This is a genomic window from Rhodococcus sp. IEGM 1318 (genome assembly GCF_033142465.1).
GTDB classification, from domain to species: domain Bacteria; phylum Actinomycetota; class Actinomycetes; order Mycobacteriales; family Mycobacteriaceae; genus Rhodococcus_F; species Rhodococcus_F qingshengii_B.
The window spans coordinates 155,192-180,565 of the sequence record NZ_JAWLSC010000010.1 but is presented as its reverse complement, the minus strand read 5'-3'; the positions used below and the strand labels follow the sequence as shown (position 1 = coordinate 180,565).

General features: G+C 59.9%; 20 protein-coding genes. 16 read left to right on the top strand and 4 right to left on the bottom strand.

The annotated features are described in order from the left end of the window. Nucleotides 1–790: 790 nt before the first annotated feature. The 11 genes from R4P65_RS22730 (at nt 791) to R4P65_RS22680 (ending at nt 13,930) form a co-directional block, all read left to right on the top strand. The gene (locus R4P65_RS22730) at nt 791–2,311 is read left to right on the top strand and encodes a sugar transferase (RefSeq protein ID WP_374228080.1); all 1,521 of its coding nucleotides are present in this window, start codon (nt 791–793) and stop codon (nt 2,309–2,311) included. 93 nt (nt 2,312–2,404) lie between these two features. Then, on the top strand, nt 2,405–3,580 hold the full coding sequence (locus tag R4P65_RS22725) for a glycosyltransferase (RefSeq protein WP_317828207.1): 1,176 nt from the start codon (nt 2,405–2,407) through the stop codon (nt 3,578–3,580). Beyond that, complete coding sequence (locus tag R4P65_RS22720) at nt 3,553–4,134, top strand: acyltransferase (RefSeq protein ID WP_308251491.1); 582 nt, start codon at nt 3,553–3,555, stop codon at nt 4,132–4,134. The genes R4P65_RS22725 and R4P65_RS22720 overlap by 28 nt, the downstream gene beginning before the upstream one ends. Before the next feature lie 17 nt (nt 4,135–4,151). Further along, a complete protein-coding gene (locus tag R4P65_RS22715; protein WP_317828206.1) occupies nt 4,152–5,441 on the top strand; it encodes a WcaI family glycosyltransferase in 1,290 nt (429 codons plus the stop codon). Then, nucleotides 5,438–5,977 carry a DapH/DapD/GlmU-related protein gene (locus tag R4P65_RS22710; RefSeq protein ID WP_317828205.1) on the top strand — a complete coding sequence of 180 codons (540 nt, stop codon included), beginning with the start codon at nt 5,438–5,440 and terminating at the stop codon, nt 5,975–5,977. Before R4P65_RS22715 ends, R4P65_RS22710 begins: the two co-directional genes overlap by 4 nt. 70 nt (nt 5,978–6,047) lie before the next feature. Continuing rightward, nucleotides 6,048–7,259 carry a lipopolysaccharide biosynthesis protein gene (locus R4P65_RS22705; RefSeq protein ID WP_317828204.1) on the top strand — a complete coding sequence of 404 codons (1,212 nt, stop codon included), beginning with the start codon at nt 6,048–6,050 and terminating at the stop codon, nt 7,257–7,259. Then, nucleotides 7,252–8,316: a polysaccharide pyruvyl transferase family protein gene (locus R4P65_RS22700; protein WP_317828203.1), complete on the top strand. Its 1,065-nt coding sequence runs from the start codon at nt 7,252–7,254 to the stop codon at nt 8,314–8,316. Before R4P65_RS22705 ends, R4P65_RS22700 begins: the two co-directional genes overlap by 8 nt. 100 nt (nt 8,317–8,416) lie before the next feature. Then, a complete protein-coding gene (gene gmd, locus R4P65_RS22695; RefSeq protein WP_317828202.1) occupies nt 8,417–9,448 on the top strand; it encodes a GDP-mannose 4,6-dehydratase in 1,032 nt (343 codons plus the stop codon). Then, a complete protein-coding gene (locus tag R4P65_RS22690; protein ID WP_317828201.1) occupies nt 9,445–10,413 on the top strand; it encodes a GDP-L-fucose synthase in 969 nt (322 codons plus the stop codon). The genes gmd and R4P65_RS22690 overlap by 4 nt, the downstream gene beginning before the upstream one ends. A 52-nt stretch (nt 10,414–10,465) precedes the next feature. Continuing rightward, on the top strand, nt 10,466–11,791 hold the full coding sequence (locus tag R4P65_RS22685; protein ID WP_230816377.1) for a UDP-glucose dehydrogenase family protein: 1,326 nt from the start codon (nt 10,466–10,468) through the stop codon (nt 11,789–11,791). A 696-nt stretch (nt 11,792–12,487) separates the two neighbouring features. After that, nucleotides 12,488–13,930 carry a polysaccharide biosynthesis tyrosine autokinase gene (locus R4P65_RS22680; RefSeq protein WP_317828200.1) on the top strand — a complete coding sequence of 481 codons (1,443 nt, stop codon included), beginning with the start codon at nt 12,488–12,490 and terminating at the stop codon, nt 13,928–13,930. Between the two features lie 169 nt (nt 13,931–14,099). On the opposite strand, the gene R4P65_RS22675 is transcribed toward R4P65_RS22680, so the two are convergent. Continuing rightward, the gene (locus R4P65_RS22675; protein WP_317828199.1) at nt 14,100–14,624 is read right to left on the bottom strand and encodes a low molecular weight phosphatase family protein; all 525 of its coding nucleotides are present in this window, start codon (nt 14,622–14,624) and stop codon (nt 14,100–14,102) included. Between the two features lie 108 nt (nt 14,625–14,732). Here R4P65_RS22675 and R4P65_RS22670 point away from each other — a divergent pair, with 108 nt between their 5' ends. Together R4P65_RS22670 and R4P65_RS22665 are read left to right on the top strand one after the other, a co-directional pair. After that, complete coding sequence (locus R4P65_RS22670) at nt 14,733–16,052, top strand: UDP-glucose/GDP-mannose dehydrogenase family protein (RefSeq protein WP_317828198.1); 1,320 nt, start codon at nt 14,733–14,735, stop codon at nt 16,050–16,052. A gap of 149 nt (nt 16,053–16,201) precedes the next feature. Then, a complete protein-coding gene (locus R4P65_RS22665) occupies nt 16,202–17,884 on the top strand; it encodes an Hsp70 family protein (RefSeq protein ID WP_317828197.1) in 1,683 nt (560 codons plus the stop codon). Nucleotides 17,885–17,894: 10 nt separating this feature from the next. Here the strand turns inward: R4P65_RS22665 and R4P65_RS22660 are convergent, their stop codons facing one another. Both R4P65_RS22660 and R4P65_RS22655 read right to left on the bottom strand, forming a co-directional pair. Further along, nucleotides 17,895–19,157 (bottom strand): YibE/F family protein, encoded by a 1,263-nt coding sequence (locus R4P65_RS22660; RefSeq protein ID WP_283305974.1) that lies wholly within the window; start codon nt 19,155–19,157, stop codon nt 17,895–17,897. Between the two features lie 529 nt (nt 19,158–19,686). After that, entirely contained in the window at nt 19,687–20,940 is a 1,254-nt protein-coding gene (locus R4P65_RS22655) for a pyridoxal phosphate-dependent aminotransferase (protein WP_019747413.1), read from the bottom strand. Nucleotides 20,941–21,038: 98 nt separating this feature from the next. Here R4P65_RS22655 and R4P65_RS22650 point away from each other — a divergent pair, with 98 nt between their 5' ends. Next, nucleotides 21,039–22,976, top strand: a complete 1,938-nt coding sequence (locus tag R4P65_RS22650; RefSeq protein WP_317828196.1) for a prolyl oligopeptidase family serine peptidase — start codon at nt 21,039–21,041, stop codon at nt 22,974–22,976. On the opposite strand, the gene R4P65_RS22645 is transcribed toward R4P65_RS22650, so the two are convergent. Next, nucleotides 22,966–23,481 carry a hypothetical protein gene (locus R4P65_RS22645; RefSeq protein WP_317828195.1) on the bottom strand — a complete coding sequence of 172 codons (516 nt, stop codon included), beginning with the start codon at nt 23,479–23,481 and terminating at the stop codon, nt 22,966–22,968. The two genes, R4P65_RS22650 and R4P65_RS22645, sit on opposite strands and share 11 nt — an antisense overlap. A gap of 181 nt (nt 23,482–23,662) precedes the next feature. Between R4P65_RS22645 and R4P65_RS22640 the strand changes: the two genes are divergently transcribed. Next, a complete protein-coding gene (locus R4P65_RS22640; protein ID WP_317828194.1) occupies nt 23,663–24,841 on the top strand; it encodes a DUF6745 domain-containing protein in 1,179 nt (392 codons plus the stop codon). Nucleotides 24,842–24,881: 40 nt separating this feature from the next. Then, the gene (locus tag R4P65_RS22635; RefSeq protein WP_317828193.1) at nt 24,882–25,337 is read left to right on the top strand and encodes a hypothetical protein; all 456 of its coding nucleotides are present in this window, start codon (nt 24,882–24,884) and stop codon (nt 25,335–25,337) included. Nucleotides 25,338–25,374 lie beyond the last annotated feature (37 nt).

The window sequence follows — 25,374 nt, the reverse complement described above, 5'->3', positions numbered from 1 at the left end:
ATGTGTCAACGAACCCGACTTTTGTCGACCTTACGTGATCGGTTACAAGGTGCGAATTCCTAACACCCCGATGTGGACGGCTGGAGCCGGGTAGAAATCTCACATAGTGAGACGAATGAAAAATTCATTTCAGCGGTCGGTTTGTCGTGAACTGGACAGACGACCTGATCTTGTTTCGGGGGCGCTACCTGTATCAGCAAGGGCTGTATGGCTATTCGCCTTCGAATTGCACATCGAATCGGCAGTAGGGACCAAGATCCCTGCCGGGGACGTAGGTCCCCAACAGCGGAGGCACCTTCTGTCGGCGAAAGTCATTGCGTCGGTTACCGATGGAAATGATCCTCTATTCAGGCGGTATCGGTGAGGCGGTGCGCTGTGGCAACCGCCTACTGACGAGTAAGGTCCTTCTGTTTGCTGCACTTTCGACGAAGTAACGCGAAAGTTGCTTCTGAATCGATCTTTCGCCCCGTTGTTCCGATCGAGCGGCGCCCGAAAGGCAAGTCGCAAAGCGGTTGCGCTGCGGTCAGATTGGAATGCGCGGGGGCGTGCGCGGCTACGGGCCTGAACTGGGGCGACTTTGCGTTTGATCCTGCGCGCAGACAGTGCTGAAATGTAATCCACTCGGAGCGTGAGAGCGTTCCGATTCTCGAGGAATTGCACTTAACGGATCGAAGCGAGCGATTTGCTGTTTCAGCGTATTGCTCGATCTGACGAATCACGCTCAACACCTGTCAACGACGTACGAATTCAATGACGCACGGATTCCACGAATGAGGAAGGGACTGATCACGTGACGGCGCTCGACGTGTCCACGCTGGGCAAGAACAAGCACACGCTTCCCCGTGCAGTGCCCGACCTCCGCCGCGGATCGACTTCACGGCGGGAATGGGAAACGGCATACCGCAGGAGACTGTTCCTGGGCGACTCGGTGATCATCGTGGGGACAGTTTTCCTGGCTCAGTGGCTACGGTTCGGCGGGGACGGCCGTGCGGTGAGCTCCGGCATCCTCGGGCAACTGAGTTACACCGGTGTGTCAATTGCGTTGGCGGCAATGTGGTTATCGTCTCTGGGCATCTTCCGCACTCGATCGATCCGTGTGATCGGCAGCGGCCCCGAAGAGTACAGGCGAATTTTCGTAGCGACAGTTCGCCTCTTCGGACTCATCGCGATTGTCAGTCTTCTGCTGCAGTTGGACATCGCGCGACTCTATCTGGCCTTTGCATTCCCGGTTGGGCTGACGGCGCTGATGGCAAGCCGCTGGATCTGGCGAAAGGTCATCGCGCGGAAGCGGTCTCGAGGCGACTTCCAGACATCCGTGTTGGTTGTAGGAAGCCCCGTTGCAGTCAAGAAACTGGCCCAAACCTTCGAACGAGCTCCCGGCGACGGTTATCGGGTAGTGGGCGTTTGCCAACCGAGTCAACTAGGTCGTCGGGACAGAGTCATAGTCGTCGACGGCAACGAAATACCGGTCCTCGGGGACGAGCACGACGTGACTGACGCGCTCGACTTGGTCGGTGCCGATGCTGTGGCGGTCACTGCGACGGAACACCTCGGGTACGACGGTATGCGGAAACTGGCCTGGGATCTGGAGTGCAAGGACGTTGATCTTGTTGTGGCACCTGGAATCCTGGACGTTTCCGGTCCCCGGCTTTCGATGCGGCCGGTGGCCGGTCTTCCACTGATTCACGTCGAACGTCCGCGCTACCACGGTGCGCAACGGTTCGCCAAGACGGCATTCGACGTCGTCTTCGCGTCTGTCATTCTCATCCTGATCAGTCCGGTGTTGATCGCGACGGCGTTGGCAGTTAAGTTCACCAGTCGGGGTCCTGTGCTCTATCGGTCAGAGCGAATGGGATTGGACGGGGTTCCTTTCCCGATGCTGAAGTTCCGATCTATGGTTCAAAATGCCGACGCGCAGGTCGACAGTCTCCTGTCGGACAACGAGGGCGCCGGCGTTCTGTTCAAGATGCGTGACGATCCTCGGGTTACCAAGGTAGGACGCGTCATTCGAAAGTTTTCAATAGACGAGTTGCCCCAGTTCGTCAACGTGCTCCGTCGCGAGATGAGTGTGGTTGGTCCCAGGCCGCCGTTGAGGCGTGAGGTAGAGGCGTACGACGGGGCCGTGAAAAGGAGACTGCTGGTCAAACCAGGGATCACCGGTTTGTGGCAGGTGAGTGGGCGCTCGGATCTTTCGTGGGAAGAAACCGTTCGACTGGATCTGTCCTATGTCGACAACTGGTCGATGGTTGGGGACGTCATGATCGTCGTGAAAACGCTCAAAGCCGTAATGGCAAGTGACGGCGCTTACTGATCGGTTCTGTCATTCTTTTGTATTCAAATCGCGAATCCGATTGACTATTCCCGGTGAATGCAGCCTGGGATCCGATGTAGAGGGAATTGCGCAATGCACACTGGCCAATCGGTCGTACTCGATGAGAACTTTGGGGGAACCGTTTCGATGTCATCGTCGAAATATTCGATGTACTTGGCGGTAATTCCAACGTATCGGAATCCGTGCATCGAAGTGTTGCGCGAGATGGAAAATGGTAATCTCCGCATTCTTGCCTCGGACTACGGACTGGATCCTACGGTTCGAACTGGTATCGACAAGGATTTCTATGAGCGAGTTCGACGGATCGGAATCTTCGGTGGCAAGGTTCTTCTTCAGGTTGGCTCCTGGAGAAATCCGCTTTCTGCTTCTGTGACCATCCTGGATTTGAACCCTCGGAGTCTCACGGCGTGGGGTATTCTAGCCCTTCGGCGAATTATGCGACGCCGTACTTTGGTTTGGGGTCACCTTCATCCCAGAGAAGGGTCTTCATCGAAGACGGCTTTTCTTCGACGGACGATGCGCCGGTTGTCTCAGGGAACTATTCTCTACGGATACGCCAGCGTAGTCCCGGCCAGGCGCGAGATACCGGACCAGCCAGTGTGGGTAGCGCCGAATTCTTTGTACAAGCGTGCTCATATCAACGTCGAGAACGCCACTGAATCACGTAAATCAATAGTCTATGTCGGTCGATTGGTTGCCGAGAAGAACGTGGATCAATTGATTCCGGCTTTCCATCGATCGGGCCTCAAAGACAAGGGTGCCGTCTTGGAAATCGTAGGTTTCGGAAATGCTACGGAAACGATAGAGAAGCAAATTTCAGATTTCGGTCTCGAAGAATCCGTTGTTCTACACGGACGTATCGAAAGCCCCGTCGAGCTTGCCGAAATCTACGCACGATCAATCATGTCGGTCTCTCCAGGATACGTCGGATTGAGTGTCACTCAGAGCCTGGGATTCGGAGTTCCGATGCTGTATCCCGAGGATGCCCCGCACGCCCCTGAGATCGAGCTTGCCGTAGTCGGTCCGATGCAGAGCTACTCGCCGACAACCGAGGAATCGCTGGCCGTGGCACTACGCGATTACTTTCTGTATCTGGACTCCAATCCCGTATCGGCAAGGGAAATATCAACGAAGGTTGGAGAACTCTATTCCGCTGAGTCGATGGCATCGGGTATCTCTGCCGCGTTGAGAGGGCAGGTCGTTGAATTCGACAAAGACGGATGGCCCAAGGAGATGGTCGCACGATGAGTAACCGATCCCGCCTCCCGTCAGGGGTTAGGCGAGCCCTTCGAGGATTCATGAACGGGCTGGCAATATCGAACGGCAATGTTTCAGTAGGACGTGACTTCAACGCCGGCCGTGGGGCAATCATCAGTGCGCCTCACGGATTGAATATCGGCGATAATGTCAGTGTCGGGCCTCGGACTGTTATCCAGGTAGACGGTTCGATCGGATCCCACGTCATGATCGGAATGAATGTCTACATCGTAGGGCGTGAAGACCACGCGATCGACGAAGTGGGTATTCCGATGCTCGCCTCGACGTGGGTGGGGGACCGAGAGCCTGGCGCTCGTGATTCTGTCGAAATTGGAACAGATGTATGGATAGGCGCTTGTTCGGTGATATTGAGCGGTGTGACGATAGGCGACGGTGCCGTGATCGGAGCAGGTTCGGTCGTGACGAGTGACGTCGAGAGTTTCTCTGTGAATGTCGGAGTTCCCGCACGGAAAGTCGGCGAAAGATTCGAGAGTGATACGCAGAGAAGTGCACACCTGCAAGCTGTGCACGGACTGTCGTCCTGAGTGAGCTGAAAAGGGAAATGAGCACGATGGATAATCGGGGAAACAAAATCCTGATCGTGGGAATCAACTATTCCCCTGAGCCAACCGGTATCGCTCCTTACACTGAGGGCTTGGTAAATGCGATAGCGGATGCTGGTGCTGACGTCAGGATGGTGACGGGGTATCCGCACTATCCATTCTGGAAAAAGATGGATGGTTTCTCGGGACTGTCTTCGGTCGAGAAGTCAGAGAATCTGACAGTGCACAGACTCCGTCACTACATCCCTCGGAATCCCAGTTTCCTGCGAAGAATCCTGATGGAGGCAAGCTTCGCTCTGCGGGCGTCCTGGGCGACTCTTTTCCACCGGGCAGACCTCGTTCTGTGTGTAAGCCCAACACTTTTGTCCTCAGCGGCCTTTGTCATCAGGACCAGGCTCTTTCGGTCGCGCACACCCGTGGTGCTGTGGGTGCAGGACTTCTACGGACTGGGCGCTTCCGAGACCGGCCAACTAAGCGGTGGATTGTCGTCTCTCGTCGATCGAGTCGAGTCTTGGATCTTGCGAAAGTCCGATCAGGTTGTCGTGATCCATCCGCGGTTCGCGAAGCATGCCCAGGAGAACCTCGGCGTCGATTCGAGCAGCATTACGGTAATCAGGAACTGGACCCACCTCGACCTCACCCAGTCTGCTTGCGCCCGAGAGGATTCGCGAAGACGATTAGGATGGGGGCCGGACCAGAAGATAGTTCTGCACGCCGGAAACATGGGTGCAAAGCAAGGTCTCGAAAACGTGGTGGACGCCGCGCGTTTGCTCGATGCACGGCAGTCCGATATCAAATTCGTGCTGATGGGAGACGGGAATCAGCGAGCCCATCTCGAAGAGTTGTCCAAGGGATGCGCGGGGATCGAATTCATGGATCCTGTTGGCAGCGAAACCTTCACCGACGTGCTACGTGCAGCGGATGCGCTACTTCTCAACGAGTTGGCCGATCTTCGCAGTATGGCTGTTCCGAGCAAACTCACTTCGTATTTCGCCTCAGGGGTGCCAGTCGTCGCGGCTACGTCTGCGGATAGTGCGTCAGGCGAAGAGATCGCCCTGTCAGGGGCGGGAGTGCGCGTCGACGCCGGCAATCCGGAGGCATTGGTTCGTGAAATCGAGATGTTGGTGGCTGACCCCGCCCGTTCGGAGCAACTCGCGCGAAACGGGAGGGAGTACGTGCACGAAGTACTGTCTCCCGGTTCTGCCACTATCGCGTTCGGCGAACTGTTCGACCGACTTGTCAACCGAGCGAGTTCGCCGACTCGACTGACGGAAGCCCGAGCGCGGTGACCCATCCACAGCTCTCCCTCGGCGAATTCACCGGGGCAGGATATGACAAGGGACGTCCGGCGTCAGTGCAGATCGCCTGGCTCGCGGTGGCACCGCTCTTTCGGGCTTGGTTCGTGCCGGCACGCATGAGGGTCGCCATTCTCAGACTGTTCGGCGCTCAGATCGGTGAAGCAGTCCTGATACGGCACAACGTGAAGATCCATTGGCCGTGGAAGCTCTCGATCGGCGACAACACCTGGGTGGGTGAGGGAGCGTGGATCCTCAATCTCGAACCGGTGAGCATCGGGTCGAACAGTTGCGTCTCGCAGGACGTTTTCCTGTGCTCGGGCAGTCATAGCAGGAAATCACGGACTTTCGAGTTCGACAATGGACCGATCGTCATCGGCGATGGCGTATGGATTGCGGCCAGATCCACCGTCCTCCGTGGTACGTCGATTGGTGACCACTCGGTGATTGGCGCGAATTGCCTTGTCATATCGGATGTTCCGGCGAGTGCAATTGTCCGTGCCCCGGTCGCGGTGATCGGACGAGCATGAGAAGCACACGGCCGCTTTGCGCTGGAGTCGTACAGTCGTTCCACCACTTGGTTGGTGCCACGTGAAGGTGATGACGAACCCCCTGGTGGTGCAGTTCACCGGAATCGCCGGCGGACGTCTTGTCGGCGCGTTGATTCAGGCACTGAGCATGGTTCTCCTCGCTCGCATCTCCGGGCCGTCCGGCTTTGGAATCTTCGCTGCGGCTTATGGCGTCGGACTGGTGCTTCAAACCGTTCTGAACTTCGGCTTCACCCCATTTCTGGTTCGAATCCGTGCGTTGGGTGACCAGGAACCTCTCATAGCTTCGACTTTGGAGTTCTCGCGCCGCGCCAATCTGGCCGTTGGGGCGTTGCTGGTAATGATCGCGGCTGTGGCCTCGGCGTTCGAGCCGAGGCTTTGGTTCGTTGTGCCATTGGCAGTGTGGGTTGTCCTGGACAATTACGTCGAGACGCTGCTTTCGCTACCACTCGCTGACGGGGATACCTGGCAGAACGCCGTATCATTGCTCCTTCGACGAGCACTTGCCCTCGTCTTCGTCGCGGCCGCTTGGCTCTCGGGTGTCGATGCAGTGTTCTGGTATTCAGTGGGTCTCGCGTTCTCCTCGATGATCGCTGTCTTCGTGGCCATTCGGCTCGGACCGGTAATCACTCGTATCAGATCGAGGCGATCGTATACGTCGATTCTTCGTAAGTCATCGCACTTCTGGTTGAATTCCGTTGCCACTCAGACGCGTAACTTCGACGTACTGCTGGTTGGACTCGTGACATCCCCGGCAGTCTCCGGAATCTACGGCGTGACGAGTCGTATCACCACTCCGCTGCGGCTGATTCCCACTTCATTTGCGGCAGTTCTCATGCCTGCAGCGGCGCGCTCGACGACTGGGCGAATCACCCAGAGCATTCTGCGACCCGCGATGTATGTGTGTCTTGCCAGCGCGGTGATCTTCGGTGTGATCGCGGCAGTCATACCTGTAGTCGTGCCACCGGTATTGGGCGCTGCATATGTAGACGCGGTACCGGTAATGCAGGTCGTCTGCTTCAGTTTGATCTTCGCAGCGATCTCGTCGCAGTTGAACGCAATTCTGCAAGGCACGGGCAGAGTTGAAGTTGTCTCCTACATAACTGTTTTGAGCACGTTGATCTGCCTAGTCGGAATCGTGGTGGCGGCTCCCTGTTACGGGGCGCTCGGAGCTGGATGGTCGCTCTCGCTCAGCTACGTACTTCAAACCGTATTCCTGACCTGCGTCGTTGTCGTTGCAATGAGGAGGGATCCCCATGCGTAGGTTCTTCATGAGTATTGCGGCAGCCCAGGGGAATCTGGGAGACATCGAGATACGCCGAGCAGCAGTCGATTACATGCGCGGCCTGGGATTGAGCCCCGTAGTTTTTTCGGGCAGTATGAGCGCGGAGTACGTCGATGCCTTCGATTGGGAACCAACCGACGAGGTCATGAACTCGGGCTTTCGTTTCTGGCGAGCAGTATTGGCCGATACGGTGCGCCGCAAGCGGGCAGTGATCGTCATGGCGCCAGGGCCTGCAGTTCTGGGAGCTTCGGTCGCGAGCGTCGTTAAACACTCGTTACTGGTGACAGTCTTTGCGGTGCTTCGCATATTCGGTACACGAATCCTCGTTTTGGGGCGATCGATCGAGGTGCGAAGCTCCGTCGCGGCAATACCCGAGAAGATTCTCGTCGGCGTCGCCGACGTCTACGCGGCACGTGATAAACGGACGTGCGAATATCTGCGAGGTAAGAGCCGGTTCTATCCCGATCTCGCGTTCCGGGGCAGCGCATCTGGCGTAGCGAAGTCGGCGGGCCAAGGATCTGCGGCCCGAGAAATAGCCTTGCTTTCGCTTCGGCATGACCGACCGGTGAACTACGCGAACCTTCGGTCGATCCACAATCAGGTGTCGGCAAATGGTTTGGATCTGATGGCCTGTTGCCAGGTTGCCGAGGACGACAACCACAACCGTGAAGTTGCTGCGACGCTCGGAATTCCCTACGTGGGGTGGGACGATGACGTGACCCATCGGCAACAGGAGTTCACTCTCCGTGCCCTGTACGAGCGCGCGGCTGTGACCATCAGTGACCGACTCCATGTTTTGATCCTGAGCGCTCGCGGTGGATCGATACCGGTGATGTCGGGCAGCAGTTCGGTACCGAAGCTGAGGGATTCGCTGGAACCGGTACTCGCGCCGCAGGCATTGTGGATGGACGACTCGACGGGTGGCAGCTTGAATCTCGGGCACGACGAATCTGCCCGAATCTTCCACGGAATGGATTCCGCTGCCGCGGAACTGGAGGATTTGAGATCGCGGATCAAGGAGGCAGTAATGCCGTGAGGGTTTCTCAGTTCTGGTTGTGGGGTCGGTACTCCCACACAACACAATTCGGCCGATGACTATCCGCAGACGAGTATCTGCTTCGAGGACGGGGTTTCAAGTGAAACGCGCACTGATTACCGGAATTACAGGCCAAGACGGTTCCTACCTGGCCGAGCTGTTGTTGAGCAAGGGATACGAGGTCCACGGACTTATTCGTAGGTCGTCCACGTTCAATACATCTCGCATCGATCATATGTATGTAGATCCCCACACCCCGGATGCAAAGCTGTTCCTCCATTACGGAGATCTCAGCGACGGGGCGCGTTTGGTCACCCTTCTCGCACAGATACGGCCGGACGAGGTCTACAACCTCGCGGCGCAGTCCCACGTACGGGTGAGCTTCGACGAGCCTGAACATACCGGCGACACGACGGGAATCGGGTCGATCAGGTTGCTCGAAGCTGTTCGAATGGCAGGGCTCGAATGCAGGTTCTACCAGGCGTCCAGCTCCGAGATGTTCGGTGCAACACCACCTCCGCAGGACGAGCAGACCCCCTTCTACCCTCGGTCGCCGTACGGCGCTGCGAAGGTCTATTCGTATTGGATCACGAAGAACTATCGTGAGGCATACGGGATCTTTGCCGTGAATGGAATTCTGTTCAACCACGAATCCCCCCGCCGTGGTGAGACGTTCGTGACCCGCAAGATCACGCGAGCAGTCGCTCGAATCAAAGCTGGCCTTGAAAGTAATTTGTACATGGGCAATCTCGATGCAATTCGTGACTGGGGATACGCGCCGGAGTACGTAGAGGGAATGTGGAGGATGCTTCAGGCTGACGAACCGGACGATTATGTTCTCGCGACTGGCGGCAACTATTCGGTCAAGGACTTCCTGACGGTGGCCTTCGAGCATGCCGGCCTGAACTGGGAAGATCATGTGCGCTTCGACGAGCGCTATCTCCGTCCGACGGAAGTCGATGCGTTGATCGGGGACGCCGGAAAGGCCGAGCAGAAGCTCGGTTGGAAAGCGACAGTGCATACCCCCGAACTGGCTCGAATCATGGTCGACGCGGACATCGAGGCGTTGACATGTGAGGGCAAGCCTTGGATCGATCGTCCGAACTTGGTGGATTGGGAGCACGCTCGATGACAGGAGGTTACGTGCAGCGGCCGCTCGATCGGAGCGAGAGTGTGTTCGTCGCGGGCCATCGTGGGCTCGTCGGTTCAGCGATATGGCGCCGTTTGGAAGCCGACGGTTTCGATCGCCTTGTCGGTCGCACGTCTTCCGAGCTCGATCTTCGCGACCGCGGTGCAGTATTCGACTTCTTCGCCGAGGAGAGGCCGAAGAACGTGGTTCTCGCGGCAGCCAAAGTGGGCGGGATCTTGGCGAACAGCACACTGCCGGTGGACTTCATCTCCGATAACCTTCGCATTCAGGTGAACGTGATGGATGCGGCGGCCGAGTTCGATGTCGAGCGCCTGCTATTCCTCGGGTCATCCTGCATCTACCCGAAGTTCGCTCCTCAACCGATTCGCGAAGAGTATCTGCTGACCGGTCACTTGGAGTCGACCAACGATGCGTATGCGATCGCAAAGATCGCCGGAATCCTGCAGGTGCAGGCTGTTCGCAAGCAGTTCGGGCGTCCGTGGATTTCCGCGATGCCGACCAATCTCTACGGTCCCGGTGACAACTTCTCTACCAAGGGCTCTCATGTGCTGCCGGCACTCATCAGGCGCTTCGACGACGCGCGCCGTGAGGGAGCGGCATCAGTTGTGAACTGGGGCAGCGGGACCCCACGGCGTGAGTTTCTCCATGTCGACGACATGGCGGATGCCTGCCTTCATCTGCTCGACCACTATGACGGAGTTGAGCACGTCAACGTGGGTACAGGCGAGGACCAGAGCATCGCGGAGATCTCCGCGATCGTGGCGGACGAGGTCGGGTTCGGCGGCGAGATCGAATGGGACCACACGAAACCTGATGGAACGCCGCGGAAGCTGCTCGACATCGGGAAGCTTCGAGATTTGGGTTGGCAGCCCAGGATTGACTTGTCTGAGGGGATCGCATCGACCGTGGAGTGGTATCGACAGAACGTCGATTCGATCAGGACATGAAGTACTACAGGATTATTCGACGTAAACCCGACTTCGACAGGCAGACATCGTTATGACTTCTCGTATTGCGGTATTCGGCACCGGCTATCTGGGGGCGACACACGCAGCATGCATGGCCGAGTTGGGTCACGAGGTTCTCGGGGTCGATGTCGATCCGAACAAGCTCGCTATGCTCGAAGCTGGGGAGGTTCCTTTCTACGAGCCAGGGCTCGAGGAAGTGTTGCGCCGCAACATAGCCGCGGGACGTCTTCGGTTCACGTCTTCCTACGAGGAGGCTGCAGAGTTCGCGGACATCCATTTCCTCGGTGTGGGTACGCCTCAGAAGAAGGGGGAGTTCGCGGCCGACATGCGTTTTGTCGATTCGGTGATCGAGACCCTCGCACCGCTCTTGACCAGGCCGGCTGTCATTTTCGGGAAATCGACTGTGCCCGTGGGTACTGCCGAGCGATTGGGTGCGCGGGCGCGTGAGCTGGCGCCTGCAGGACGAGATGTCGAGGTGGCGTGGAACCCGGAGTTCCTCCGGGAAGGCTACGCGGTGAAGGACACGCTTCACCCGGACCGGCTTGTACTAGGGGTAGACCGCAATCGACCTGGACGTGCAGAATCGGTTGCACGTGAAGTGTACGAGCAGCTCTTGAACGAAGGTATTCCCTTTGTCGTCACCGACCTTGCCACTTCGGAGTTGGTCAAAGCATCAGCCAATGCCTTTCTGGCGACCAAGATCTCGTTCATCAATGCGATCTCGGAGGTGTGCGAGGCCTCGGGTGCAGATGTCACGGTACTTGCCGATGCCATCGGTCACGACGAGAGAATAGGCCGGCGATTCCTCAATGCCGGGATCGGTTTCGGTGGTGGCTGTTTACCGAAGGACATCCGTGCTTTCATGGCACGCGCGGGTGAACTTGGAGCAGATCAAGCACTGACCTTCCTGCGTGAAGTCGACAATATCAACATGCGCCGTCGTACACGGATGGTCGAACTGGCCCGTGAAGCGTGTGGCTCGCTGCTCGGAGCCCGTGTGGCGGTTCTCGGTGCCGCGTTCAAACCTGACTCCGACGACGTTCGTGACTCGCCGGCTCTCAACGTCGCGGGTCAGATTCAGCTGCAAGGCGCTGCCGTCAATGTCTACGACCCAAAGGCAATGGGAAATTCGAAGGCTTTGTTCCCCACTCTCACCTATACGTCGAGCGCACTTGAAGCGTGTGCAGGGGCTGACGTCGTCTTGGTCCTGACCGAATGGACCGAATTTCGAAAATTGCTGCCGTCGGACCTCGAAACGATCGTGCGCAAGAAGGTGATCATTGACGGGCGAAATTGCCTGGAACCGAGCACCTGGCGCGACGCCGGGTGGACCTATCGAGGGCTCGGAAGGCCGTAAATCTTTGAAACCAGCCGTAAATCGTCGCAACCGTCAGTGGTCTGCGCCTGGTGCGAATCCGCCTTCGGGTGGATTCGCCAAAGCTCGGGACCAAGGTCCGTCAACAGATTCGCTGCGGCGGCGCGGCGCGGCGGTCTCGTCCCGCCGATGGTGTCGCGGTGTGGAATAGTGCCTTGTTCTGCTGGTGTGCAGCAGCTTTCGGCCCAGTGATCCGTGAATGCATCTGGATGGACTTTGGTCCTCGTCGCCAATTGGCCGTGGGTGATCCTCGCTCGGACGGCGGGATCGAATGTTGCTGCACAGCTGCGCCGAATTGTTGTTGCGGTGGTGAAAAGGTTAATGACACAGTAGAGTTCAGTCCAGCTGTTCGTAGTATTTGCTCCCAATTCGGACTGAATGCATGCGCTGGGGTAGCCGCAGGGCGGTCTCGGCAAGCAAGGCCGGAACTGGAAACGTGGGAGAGGGCCCTGATGTCCACTACCTCGAGCCCGTCGCTACGCCTTCATGTATCGGCTGCGTCATGACGTGCCATGTGCGAACGCGAACCTGCTCGTTCCGGACACGAAATCACACTATGTGTTTGCGATAGAAGATTGGCTGCCTCGTTCAGCCTGGATTGAGTGCAGCGGCTCGACAAGCGGCTGTCGATTACTACTCGAAGACGTGATTCGTGTTCGAGCCGAAGGAGATTCGACGATGGATGTACGGGACTACCTGAAGATTCTGCAGGCACGGTGGAAGATAATCGCTGTCGTCACTGTAGTCGTGATCTTGGGTGCATTGGGCGCCTCGTTGATTGCCACGCCGATCTACCAGGCTTCCACGCGCCTGTTCGTGTCGACCTCTACCGGAACAACCGTGAACGAGGCTTATCAAGGCAACCAACTCTCGCAGCAGTTGGTCACTTCCTACGCGAAGCTCCTTACCGGCGAGACGCTGGCACAGAGGACTATCGATTCAGTCGGGCCGGATCGGCTCGGCGGGCTATCTGCTGCGGAGATTTCATCGAAGGTGACCGCCACATCGGCACCGGAGACAGTACTTCTCGACTTGAGCGTGAAAGATGCGTCGCCTGACCTGGCTCGAGAAATTGCAAATGCGCTGTCGGACGAATTTGTCGTCATGGTCAAAGATCTGGGTACACCGGCCAACGGGGGCACGGCGCCGGCGCGCGTCGTTGTGGAGCAGCGAGCACAAACTCCGGCGGAACCGGTCTCGCCGAAGACGTCGCGGAACGTGGCACTGGGCGCCGCGATCGGGCTTCTGTTGGGGATCGGGTTAGCGGTGGTGCGTGACCGCTTGGACAACACTGTCAAAGAACGAAAGACAGTCGAGGACATCGTTGGTGCGGCGATGGTGGGAACAATTCCGTTCGACAAGGAACGTGAAGTTCATCAAGCGATCAACTTCCACGAAGGCAACTCCGCCAGTGCCGAGGCATACCGTGAACTACGTACCAATTTGCAGTTCCTGGCAGTGGATCGCCCCCCGAGTGTCATCGTCGTCACGAGTTCGCTTCCGTCGGAGGGTAAGACCACGACCGCCGTCAACATCGCACTCGTGCTGGCCGAGGCGGGCAAGAAGGTATGTCTCGTTGAAGGTGACCTGCGTAAGCCGCGGGTGTCGAAGTACCTCGGACTGATCGGAAGCGTCGGGCTCAGTTCGGTCCTGGCCGGGCAAGCAGATCTGGACGACGTGCTTCAGGTTACGAGCAATGCGGACCTGACAGTTCTTGCCTCGGGTCCGATTCCTCCGAACCCGAGCGAATTGCTGGGGACTGACACTGCCCAGGCAGTTTTCGCTGATCTACGCAGAAGGTTCGACTACGTCATCATCGACGCCTCGCCGTTGCTTCCGGTTACGGATGCTGCAGTTCTGTCTGCTCTGGCTGACGGCGCACTCGTCATTGCTCGTCATGGTTCGACGAAGAGGGAACAGTTGAGCAGGGCGGTGGGCAACCTCCACAGCGTGGGTGCGACGGTTCTTGGCACTGTCATAACGATGACCCCACTGAACGGTCGCGGGGTTTACGAGTACAAGTACTACTACGACTCCGATCCTGTTGTCGCTGACGTACCTCTGGGAAATTCGGCCAGCGCCGGTGCCAGTGCAGTGCGGGCTCCGTCGACAGTCAACTGATCGGATCCAGTACTGACCTTTTGGTTTCACCCGCGTCCGCGCTAATGGGCCCCCGAGCATTGCTCGGGGGCCCGTTAGCTTTGCAGCGGTTCTGCTAGCCCCGGATGTGTGGACTTCACACACTGCCGAGAAAGCAGATCCCGACCACAGTTGATCGCGGTGACGTCGCTCAGCCCTCACCGAAGCGAAGTCGGCTGAGCAGCGGGCCCACGAGATCGGCGATCTGAAGTCCGATCTCGTGAAAGAGGCTCTCTTCCTTGCCCATCGGATCCGTGACGTCCTCGGGCTCGGTGGCACGAAAACGCGGTCTGGCGGCGGCGAGATCGTCAACACTGCCGGCGTCCGCGAGCGAGGCCAACCGTGCGGCCTCTCGAAGGGTGAAGGTGCGCTTCAGTCGCGTTGGAGCCATCGCCAGGACTTTGTCCCGGTGACCTTCGGTCATCGTGAGAATGAGATCTGCATCCGCAGCCAGCGCCGTCGTCAGTCGGCGGGCTTGAAAATTTCCGGGGTCGCCGCCGAGACCCGCGAGCACCCGTGCCGCAGTCGGCTCGATCGGGTGTCCGACCATCGCCCGGGTGCCGGCACTCGAAGCGGTGAATCCGGTGGCCCCGGCTTCGGCGGCGTAGGCACGCGCGAGGCGTTCACCGGTAGGTGATCGGCAGATGTTTCCCGTACAGACAAAGAGAACGTGCATGGCAGAAGCATAGGTCGCAGGCGCGACGCACTCGTCGTACGCCCGATGTTGGTTTCGCGCCCACCTGGCGTACGTGTGTCGGAAAGTTCGGGCGCATACCAACAACACATGAAAATGACCGTGTTCGGAACGGGATACCTGGGGGCGACCCACGCAGTGTGTATGGCCGAACTGGGTCACGACGTGTTGGGCGTCGACATCGACCAGTCCAAGGTCGACAAGTTGTCTCGGGGGGAGGTCCCGTTCTTCGAGCCGGGTCTGACCGAAATGCTCGAGAAGAATCTGGAGTCGGGTCGGCTCCGGTTCACGACGTCCTATGCCGACGCCGCGGATTTTGCCGACATCCATTTTGTCGGGGTGGGGACTCCGCAGAAGAAGGGGGAGTACGCCGCGGATCTGAGTCACGTTCATTCGGTGATCGACATGTTGGCGCCGTTCCTTCGACGGCCTTCGCTGATCGTCGGCAAGTCGACCGTTCCGGTGGGCACGGCTGCGGCTCTCGGCGAGCGACTGCGGGCCACTGCGCCCGCGGGTGGCGCCGTCGAGGTGGCCTGGAATCCGGAGTTTCTGCGTGAGGGGCACGCCATCGCGGACACCCTGAGCCCTGATCGGTTGGTTCTGGGGGTTGATCGTGATCGACCGGGAAATGCCGAAGGTGTTCTTCGTGAGGTGTACGCCGAGATGTTAGGTGTGGGGGTGCCGTTCCTCGTGACCGATCTGGCGACATCCGAGTTGGTCAAGGGGTCTGCGAATGCGTTTCTCGCGACCAAGGTGTCCTTCATCAACGCGATTGCGGAGGTGTGTGAGGCCACCGGTGCCGATGTCACGATTTTGGCCGACGCTCTCGGGTACGACGCTCGGATCGGCAGGCGGTTTCTGAATGCCGGGTTGGGGTTCGGCGGTGGTTGCCTGCCGAAGGACATTCGGGCTTTCATGGCACGCGCCGGAGAGTTGGGCGTAGACCAAGCGCTGTACTTCCTTCGTGAGGTCGACAGCATCAACATGCGACGACGTACAAAAGCAGTGGAACTGGTGACGGCAGCCTGCGATGGTGGTTTGCTGGGAGCTAACGTGTCGGTGCTCGGGGCCGCATTCAAGCCTGAATCCGACGATGTGCGCGATTCGCCTGCGCTGAACGTTGCGGGAATGATGCAGCTGCACGGGGCGGCAGTTACCGTCTTCGATCCGAAGGCGATGGACAATTCTCGCCGACTGTTTCCCACCCTGCACTACGCAACCTCCACGTCAGACGCTTGCATGAATGCCGATGTCGTTTTGATCGCGACCGAATGGGACGAGTTTGCCTCACTGAAGCCTGCCGATCTGGAACCCCTCGTTCGTCGACGCGTGATCGTCGACGCCAGAAATTGCCTCGATCCGGAACTCTGGCGTGCTGCAGGTTGGAACTATCGCGGCTTAGGTCGATAGGTCGAACGTCCAGGTAGCGAAATAGTAGCTGCGATTGGGCGTGGGATGCGATGCGCGAACCTCGTAGCCCATCCCTAGTGGGTAGACTTCCGGCCGGGGAATGACGGGGTCTGCTGACAAGACCCGTCCACGGTCGACGAAGGTGGATCATGAACTTGGTTTTGGGCGTGACGGTGGGAGCCAGCGCTGTGCGTTTGGCGCGCCCGGGGACGCCCGACCACAGCGGTCCGGTGTTTCGATCGAGATCGGTTGATCGGGGGCGGGACGTCCCGGAGGACATCGCTGCAGAAGCGACCCGAGTGGCGTTGTCCGAGAACGCCGAACTCAGCAGCCATACGGTCGTCGTCTACCGCGATCAAGCGCAAGCCGGTGCACTCCAGTCCGCGTTCGAACAGAAAGGCATCGACAACTTCGAGCTGGTTCCCGAAGTATCAGCGACGCTCCGGATGCTCGAGGAACCCGGCGCATTGACCGATCAGAGCACGCTGGTCGTCGTCGACATGGGTAGTTCGGGATCGACGATCAGTGTTGTGGACAGGCATACGAGATCGACCGTGGTGACCGCTCGGTCGACTCGGGTCAGTGGAGACCACTTCGACGACCTCGTCTACTCCGATCAGACCGTGCGTCGCCGAATTGCGACGCCGGCCGACCCGGGCGGCGACTCCGAACTGCAGGCGCGATGCCGACTTGCCAAGGAACAGCTGTCCACACGGAGCGCGGTGTGCCTGCCCGGACCCGGTGGACTTCTCTTGTTGTCGCGGGAAGTTTTCGATTCATTGGTCGTCACGTCGGTGGAGGCTTTCGCGCGAGAGATACGAGAGGTTATCGCAACGTCCGGCCGTAACCCGGACGCGATTGTCCTTATCGGCGGCGGCGCGCGCATCCCGATCGTGCGAGCGATTCTCGCGGCGTGGCTGGATTGCCCCGTCATCGCGCCCGAGCAGCCTGAACTGGTGACAGCGCAAGGCGCTGCGCTGATCGCGGAGTTGTCCATGGCGCCGTCGTCACGCCCTGTCGCCGCGCCGGTTCAGGTCCCCGCGATGGCGCCGATCTTCGCACCTTATCCGATTCACACACCGGCAGAGGTGCCCCTCCCGGTACAGGCGTTCAGCCATGGGGGAGTCGCGACGCTCCCCGAATTGGGACGACCGAAATCTGTGCCTGAGGTTGCTGTCGAGGCGAAGTCTGTTCCGCAGGAACAGATCTCGAGTCCGTACGCTGCGGAACTGCCGCAGCCGCGACCGAACCGGCACGAGCAACGATTCGACCAGAGTGCAGATTTTGTCGTCGCAGACGGTGAACCGTCCACGGACGGGTTCGGGGCCGAACGGGACGCCGATACCGAGGCCGTGATGGTTGACGCCCAGGCGTACTCGGCAGTGCGCGAAGACGAGGGAGTCGGAGCGGGAACCGCACACCCGTCGTGGCTCTCCGGAACCCAGACTGTGGAATCCACGTCCACCGAACCGAGGAATTCACTGCGTTTTGCAGGCCTCGGCGCCGGTGTGATCGCGGCAGTCGTCATCGTCGGGTTGGGGTTGGGCTATGGAGGAAAGGTCTTCGGAGACTCCGAGGAAGCTGGACCTGTGGCAACCGAGGTGACCACGCCGGCCCCGACGACCACGACTACGCCGCCGCCGTCCACAACGACTCCGCCTCCGACTACGACTGAGGAAGCCCCACCCGTCGTCGAGGCACCGCCGGTTGTGCAGGACACCTACGTGCCGCCCGCACCCGCGCCCGCGCCTGCGCCTCCGCCGCCCGCGATCTACATTCCCGGGCTTCCGCCGATTCTGTTGCCGGTTCTTCCTCCGATTCCTGGACTCTGAGGCCCGGTTCTCAGCGTTTGGAGTGGCGTCCACCCGAAGTCGAACCGGCTTGGACCGCACTGCCGGGGGGACGTGCGAGAATCACGGCGATGGCAGTGGTGAGCGGAACCGAAAGAGCCAGAGCTATTCCGCCGACCGCGGACCGTACGATCTCGATCGCGACGGCATCACCGACCAAAACGTCCTGAAGCGGGCGCCCGCTGACACTGAAGAGCAGCAGCAGTGGCAGCGCCCCGCCTGCGTACGCGAGAACCAAGGTGTAGACCGTGCTGGCGATGTGATCGCGTCCGACCCGCATCGCACCACTGAAGACTTTTCGGCGGGACGCATGCTTGTCGAGTTCGGCCAACTCGAATGCCGAGGACGCCTGGGTGATGGTGACGTCGTTGAGAACGCCCAGTGAGCCGATGATGAATCCCGCCAACAGCAGGCCGGTGATGTCTATGTGCTCGATGTACGTCTGAACATTGGTGTTCTGCTCTTCGGACAGTCCGGTGAGATGCGTCAGTTCGATACAGAGGTAGGAGAGAACGGCAGCGAGCACCATCGCGGCGAGGGTGCCCAGCAATGCCGAACTGGTTTTCAATGAGACGCCATGCGCCAGATAGAGAACCGCGTACAAGATCACCGCCCCGGCGACCAGTGCAACGGGTATTGCAGGCTTGCCGTCCAGTAGGGCGGGGAGGAGAAATCCGACGACAACGCCGAAGGCGATCACCAAGCCGACGAGTGCGCGCAATCCGCGCCACCGCGCAACGGCGATGATGACCACGGCAAACGCGACGACGATCAGCGCCAGCGGGAGTCCCCGCGAATAGTCCTCGAAGGAGTACTGCGTATTGCCGTTCGGGTCCGTCTGACGCACGAGGCGAATGTGATCACCCACGCGAAGGTCCGGCTGACCGGCGCCCGGAATGACCTCGAGTAAGGTCTTTGTGCCGGCATTCGGCCCGGATTCGATATCGACGATGCTCCGCTGGCATTGATAAGCCGAGGTGGGCGGCGGCTGCGGTGCGCCGACGAATACCCTTCCAGCGGAAGAACTTCCGCAGTCGCCGAGGTCTTGCATGGTGACCGTGCCCGCCTCGGTTTCCACCGAGCTGCCGTCGGCATTCTGAAACGGGAGCGGGACCGGAAAAGAGTTTTTGTCGGGCCACAGCGCGATTGCTGCCGCGACGACGACCATGCCGATGACGACGAGCAAGCCGATGACGACGCGGGATGCGGTGGGCCCGATCTGAATGGGTCCGCCGTGGCCGTGGCCGTGACTCATCGGAAACGGAGTGTCGGACTGGGGATTTGCACCGGTGCAATGTTATCGGCTCCGAAGCGAATGGTCAGCTTCTGAGGACAGTGTCGATCAACGGCAGTGTCGATCAACGGCAGTGTTGATTAACGGCAGTGTCGGCACAGACAATATCCGGGATAGAAGTACCGGAGAGTGAAACTAGGATTGGTCGAGCTGGGTGGCGGGGAACAGGGGGGGTTGTCCCCGCCACCAACCTGGTATCCACAGGGGGGGAGGGATACCAGGTGCTCGCGGCACCGAAGTGCTGATATCTAATCTACCCAATTTCAAACCGATTTGGCGTGTTGTCCAACTACCAATTTCACAACGAATCACGTACCGGTTGGACCGTTTTCACATCAGGGCAGGTCACTAAATAGTTCAAGTGTCAATCAAACCGCGTGGTTTGCGAAATATGTGACCAAGGTCGCACAAATGCCCCGCCGTTTTACGTTTACGGGGCATTTGTACAACGAATTGTTTACTCGATTTCGCCCGGATTCGGCCGGAGAATCTACTGCTTGTAGCTGGTGAGGAAGTTGCCGAATCGCTCGATGGCCACGGCAAGATCTCGGGCCCACGGAAGCGTAACGATGCGAAGGTGATCGTGGTTCGGCCAATTGAACCCGGTGCCCTGAACCATCAGGATCTTCTCCTGGAGAAGTAGGTCCTGAACCAACTTCTCGTCGTCGTGGATCTCGTAGACGTTCGGATCCAGGCGAGGGAACGCGTAGAGGGCGCCGCGAGGTTTCACGCACGAGACACCAGGAATCATGTTCAGCCGCTCCCAAGCGACGTCGCGCTGCTCGAGCAGGCGGCCGCCGGGCAGGATCAGATCCTCGATGCTCTGGTGTCCGCCGAGGGCGACCTGAATGGCGTGCTGTCCGGGAACGTTGGGGCACAGCCGCGTCGACGCCAAGAGATCGAGCCCCTCGAGGAAACCGGCCGCATGATCCTTCGGCCCGGTGATCGCCACCCAGCCGGAGCGGTATCCCGCGACACGGTAGGCCTTCGAGAGGCCGTTGAAAGTCAGGCACAGCAGATCAGGGGCAAGCGTCGCCAGCGAGATGTGCTTTGCGTCGTCGTAGAGGATCTTGTCGTAGATCTCGTCGGCGAGGAGCAGAAGCTGATGCTTGCGCGCCAGATCGACCAACTGCTGCAGAACCTCCATCGAGTACACCGCACCCGTGGGGTTGTTCGGGTTGATGACGAGGAGAGCCTTGGTCTTGTCGGTGATCTTGGATTCGATATCGGCGATATCGGGATTCCAATCGTTCGCCTCGTCGCAGAGGTAGTGGACGGGTGTGCCGCCGGACAAGCTCGTCATCGCGGTCCACAACGGGTAGTCCGGTGCTGGGATCAGCACCTCGTCGCCGTTGTTGAGGAGGGCCTGCATGGTCATCGTGATCAGCTCGGAAACACCGTTGCCGAGGTAGATGTTGTCGACGTCGAGCTCGGGGAAGCCGGGAACCAGCTCGTATCGCGTCACGATCGCGCGCCGCGCCGACAGAATGCCCTTGGATTCCGAATAGCCCTGCGCGTAGGGCAGAGCAGCAATCATGTCCCGCATGATCACATCGGGAGCATCGAATCCGAACGGTGCCGGGTTGCCGATGTTGAGCTTGAGGATCCGGTGCCCTTCCGCCTCCAACCGGGCGGCGTGCGCGTGCACCGGTCCACGGATTTCGTACAGGACGTTCTGGAGCTTCGACGACTGCTCCAGCTCGCGCTGCGGCTGACGATGGCGGACGGGTTCTGGTGTGCTCACGAGTTACATGATCCCACCACTGTGCAAGTGCATTGTCGGGGACTGTGCAGTGCATTGTCGGGGACCGCGTCGCACGACCCGTTGGCTATTGTCGAGCGATGACCCCGAGCGAGCAGATTGCAGCCCCGTACGGATCGTGGACGTCGCCGATCACAGCAGCTGATCTCGCTGCAGGTGGGCACCCCGTCGAGGGCGGACGATACGTCGGCGACGAGATCTGGTGGGCCGAACTCCGGCCGACCGAGAGCGGTCGGACGTCGATTCGTCGGTCTGGTCTCGACAACCAACCCGTCGACATTCTCCCCGCGCCGTGGAACGCGCGGACCAGGGTTCACGAGTACGGCGGTGGCGCCTGGACCGTCACGGAGTCCGGGAAACTGGTCTTCAGTGAATTCTCCGATCAGCGCGTGTACGTCCTCGACGGCCTCACTCCGCGGGCTCTGACGCCAGAGCCGGCGTCGCCGGCCGCGCTGCGGTACGCGGACCTGCAGATCGTGAACGGCGAAGTCTGGGCGGTTCGGGAATCGCACGCTGTTGACGGGACGATCACGCGCGACATCTGTGCGATTCCGCTGGATGGCCCCGGTGAGATTCGCTCGATCGTCGGCGGATCCGATTTCCTCTCCTCGCCGAGGCTTTCGCCGAGTGGAACCAAGATCGCCTGGATCGCGTGGAATCATCCCCAAATGCCCTGGGACGGTACCGAACTACGGGTCGCTTCACTCGTCGACGGCGTCGCGCAGGCGTACTCCGTGCTGGTCGGTGGACCCGAAGAGTCTGTCCTGCAACCGGAGTGGATCACCGACGACGAGCTCTACGCAATCAGCGATCGCAGCGGCTGGTGGAACATTTACCGAGTCGGCGCGGAGATCACCCCGATCTGCCCGGTGAATGCGGATTTCGGTGGGCCGCAATGGCGATTCGGCGCGCGCTGGTTCGTCGAACTCGACAACGGACACCTTCTCACCGCACGCACCGTGGGAACCGACACACTGGCGGTACTCGACCCGGCGTCGGGAGAACTGCGCGACATCGCGATCGCCGGCGTCACCAGCATCGGCCTCATGCAGGTCCGTGGAGACCGGCTGCTGCTCACCTCGGGCGGAGCAAAGCTGGCGGGTGCGCTACGTGAATTGAACCTCGGTACCGGCGAACTCGAAGAAATTCGTTCGTCGGTCGAAGGATTGCCCGAGTCCGCCTATCTTCCGGAAGCGCGAGCCGTCGTCGCCCACGGACAGGGACGAGAAGTGCATGCCGTCGCGTATCCGCCGCGCAGTCCGCGGTACAAAGGTCTCGACGGTGAACTGCCGCCGTACGTCGCGTTTGTTCACGGTGGCCCGACGGCACACGTTGCACCGGCACTGAACCTCGTCTACGCCTTCTTCACCAGCCGCGGAATCGGCGTCGTCGACGTAAATTACGGAGGGTCGACCGGTTACGGACGTGAGTATCGCAACCGACTGCGCGGAGAGTGGGGCGTCGTCGACGTGCAGGATGTCGTCACCGCCGTCACCGGGTTGGCCGAGCAGGGGCTTGCCGATCCGGCCCGCCTTGCCATCGAGGGCGGATCTGCGGGTGGATGGACCGTGCTGGCCGCACTGACGACGTCCGACGTGTTCGCTTGTGGTGCTTCCTATTTCGGCGTAGCCGAACTGGACCTTTTTGTGCAGGAAACTCACGATTTCGAATCGCGCTACGTCGACGGTTTGATCGGCCCGCTGCCGGAATCTGCCGACCTGTATGCGGAACGTGCTCCGCTCAACAACGTCGACGGGTTGAACTGCCCGGTGTTGCTGCTCCAGGGTCTCGACGATCCGATCGTGCCACCCTCGCAGGCGGAGCGATTCCGGGATGCTCTGGTGGCCAAGGGCATCCCGCACGCGTACCTGGCCTATGAGGGTGAATCTCACGGATTCCGCAAGCAGTCGACCATCATCAGCTCACGTAACGCCGAGTTGTCCTTCTACGGACAGGTGCTCGGATTCACCCCACCCGGCATTCCGGCGCTGGAGCTGTGGGAGCCGGCTAGTACCTGACCGGCCCGCGCGAGAAGGCCGCCGTGATCCGACCTGTCACGAGCGACGGAGTCGACAGGTCGGACCAGTTCCACCTCGCGACCTGCCAACCTGCGTCACGGAGCCGGTCTTCGCGGAGTTTCTCCTTCCAGCGCACGTCCTCGGCGCTGCGACCGGCGGGCACCAGTAGGCCGTACTTGATGCGGCCGTCGAACTCTCCGACAGTGCGCTGTTCACGCCACAGGAAGTCGACGCGACCGACCAGCCCGCGAGCGTCGTGGATTCGACCTGTGACTCGGGGAGCGGGCTTTCGGCCACCACCTCGCCGACTCCGGGACAGGTGGACGACATCGAGCGGAGTGCTCCAGAGTTCGAAACCGTGCAGCACCGCAGCCGAGATGTGGCTGACAGCGGCACCGGGTGATGCTGCACCGGCCACGGCCTCGACTTGCAATCGATGTCGTCCGTTGGCATCGAGGCGGGACAGTTGGTCCGGCCTGCGGATGATATGTGTCTGTTCCCCCATGTCGATCGGTCACCACTTGTCCACAGTGCGAACTGGTTTCACCTCACTGGAGGGGGTGTTTTGTTAACGGAAACGGTGGCCGGTTCTCGACGTTGCGCCCGGGCATTCCTTGCGTTCGGAGCGTTTGCGTGCCACGCTGTAGAACTATGACTACAGGAAAGGCGGACACCGCCACCGTCGCGTGAGCGCCGCACCGATTCGCTCGTCGGCATCACGTCGAGCGACATTGCCCGAGAACTTCAATCTCTTCGATGAAGACAGTCAGGCCCTGGAAAAGATCCGCGACGTTTGGCTCGAACGCGGATTGTGTACTCGTCCCGCCGATCGATCGACCGCGGAATCTTCTGTCGTGCAACTGTATCGGCGATCCGGGCTCTCAAAACCGGAGTTTGTCTGGGTCCCGTCTCCCCGTGCCGGTTCGGACCTGATTGCGACCGAAGAGCTGTTGACCAAGATGTCTGTGGACGGCACCGGACTCGACTGCCCATCTGGGTATATCGCGAGCATGTTTGCGGCATCGCGCCGACGCATGGACGCGCGAATCGAACGTCGGAGAACTGACTGGCAGATAGAACGCCGGCAGAGGGAACGCCTGATCAGGGCATCCGTTTGGGAATCGTTGCACACCACGCTGTTCGACGGCGTCGCAGCTGCGATACGAACGACGTTGACCCCGGTGGCCGGCAGGGTGACCTGGTACGGACAGCAAGAAGCCCATCGAATCGCGTACTACGAGACGTTCCGTCGATATGGTCTTGCGACATTCGATTCGGAAGATCGTGAGCTCCTGGACGTGCAAACGGCGCTGGCTGACTCGACCGGGTGGTGGTGGGCGTTCGACAATGTGTGCATCATGGCTGAACGACCCACCGCCTTGAATGCCGAACCGATTCCGGGCAGCGTGCAGGGAGCGCGGCGGTTGCACCATTCCGATTCCCCTGCAATCGAATTCGGCGACGGCACAAACGCGTTCGTTCTGCACGGGGCGATCGTTCCCGACTGGGTGGTGCTCGACCCGACCGCCGAACGGATCGCGCAGGAGCGCAATGTCGAGATCCGCCGATGTGCGATCGAGCGCATCGGCTGGGATACCTACATTGATAGTGCCGGACTGACGCTGGTCGACGAAACTGACGATCCCGGCAATGCAGGTTGTCTCCTGCAGCTCTATGCGTCGCCGGAAGGCTGGGGCCGAAGTGGGCGAATCCTACTCGCGGTCAACGGCTCTCTCGAACGCGATGGGCATCGGCGGCGATACGGACTTCACGTGCCGGGATGGTTCACGTCCGCGATGGATGCCGCCGGCTGGACCTACGGTATCACCGGTGCCGACTATGCATGCCTCGTTCGCCGAACCTGAACGTCAAACCCCCCTCAACCTCAAACCCCAGGTGATACATATGAACTCGAACATGACCTTGTCCGCTCTTACCACCCTTACCGGCCTCGATGTCTTCGACTATCTCGAGAAGGAAGTGTCCATTCCTGTGGTCGACGGTCTTCAGGCACAGGGCGATCTCATCGTGATCCCGTTCTCGCTGCTTGCGAACATCGTCGCGCCGTTGCCGTGGACTCGATCCGTGACTGTTCCGCTCTCCGGAGTGGAACTGCTGCGGAGCGCGGCGGGCGGCAACCCTCACAGCTTGGTTGCAGACGCAGGGGAGTGCACCTGGTCGACACCGGTGAAAGATGCTCGGGGCCTTGCGCTCGGCGTGCTCGACACCCGAGTGACCGCGTACCTCATCCATCCGGAGCACGGCGCGACCGGTATCGGCCCGGGGCGTTATGTCATCGGACGGCAGCAGGAAAGGGGAGTCGGGCGTGCGCGCGGTGCGGTGATGCTTGTCGCTGATTGACACGCCGGCCTCGAGTTTGGCGGGGGAGTGAGCACCA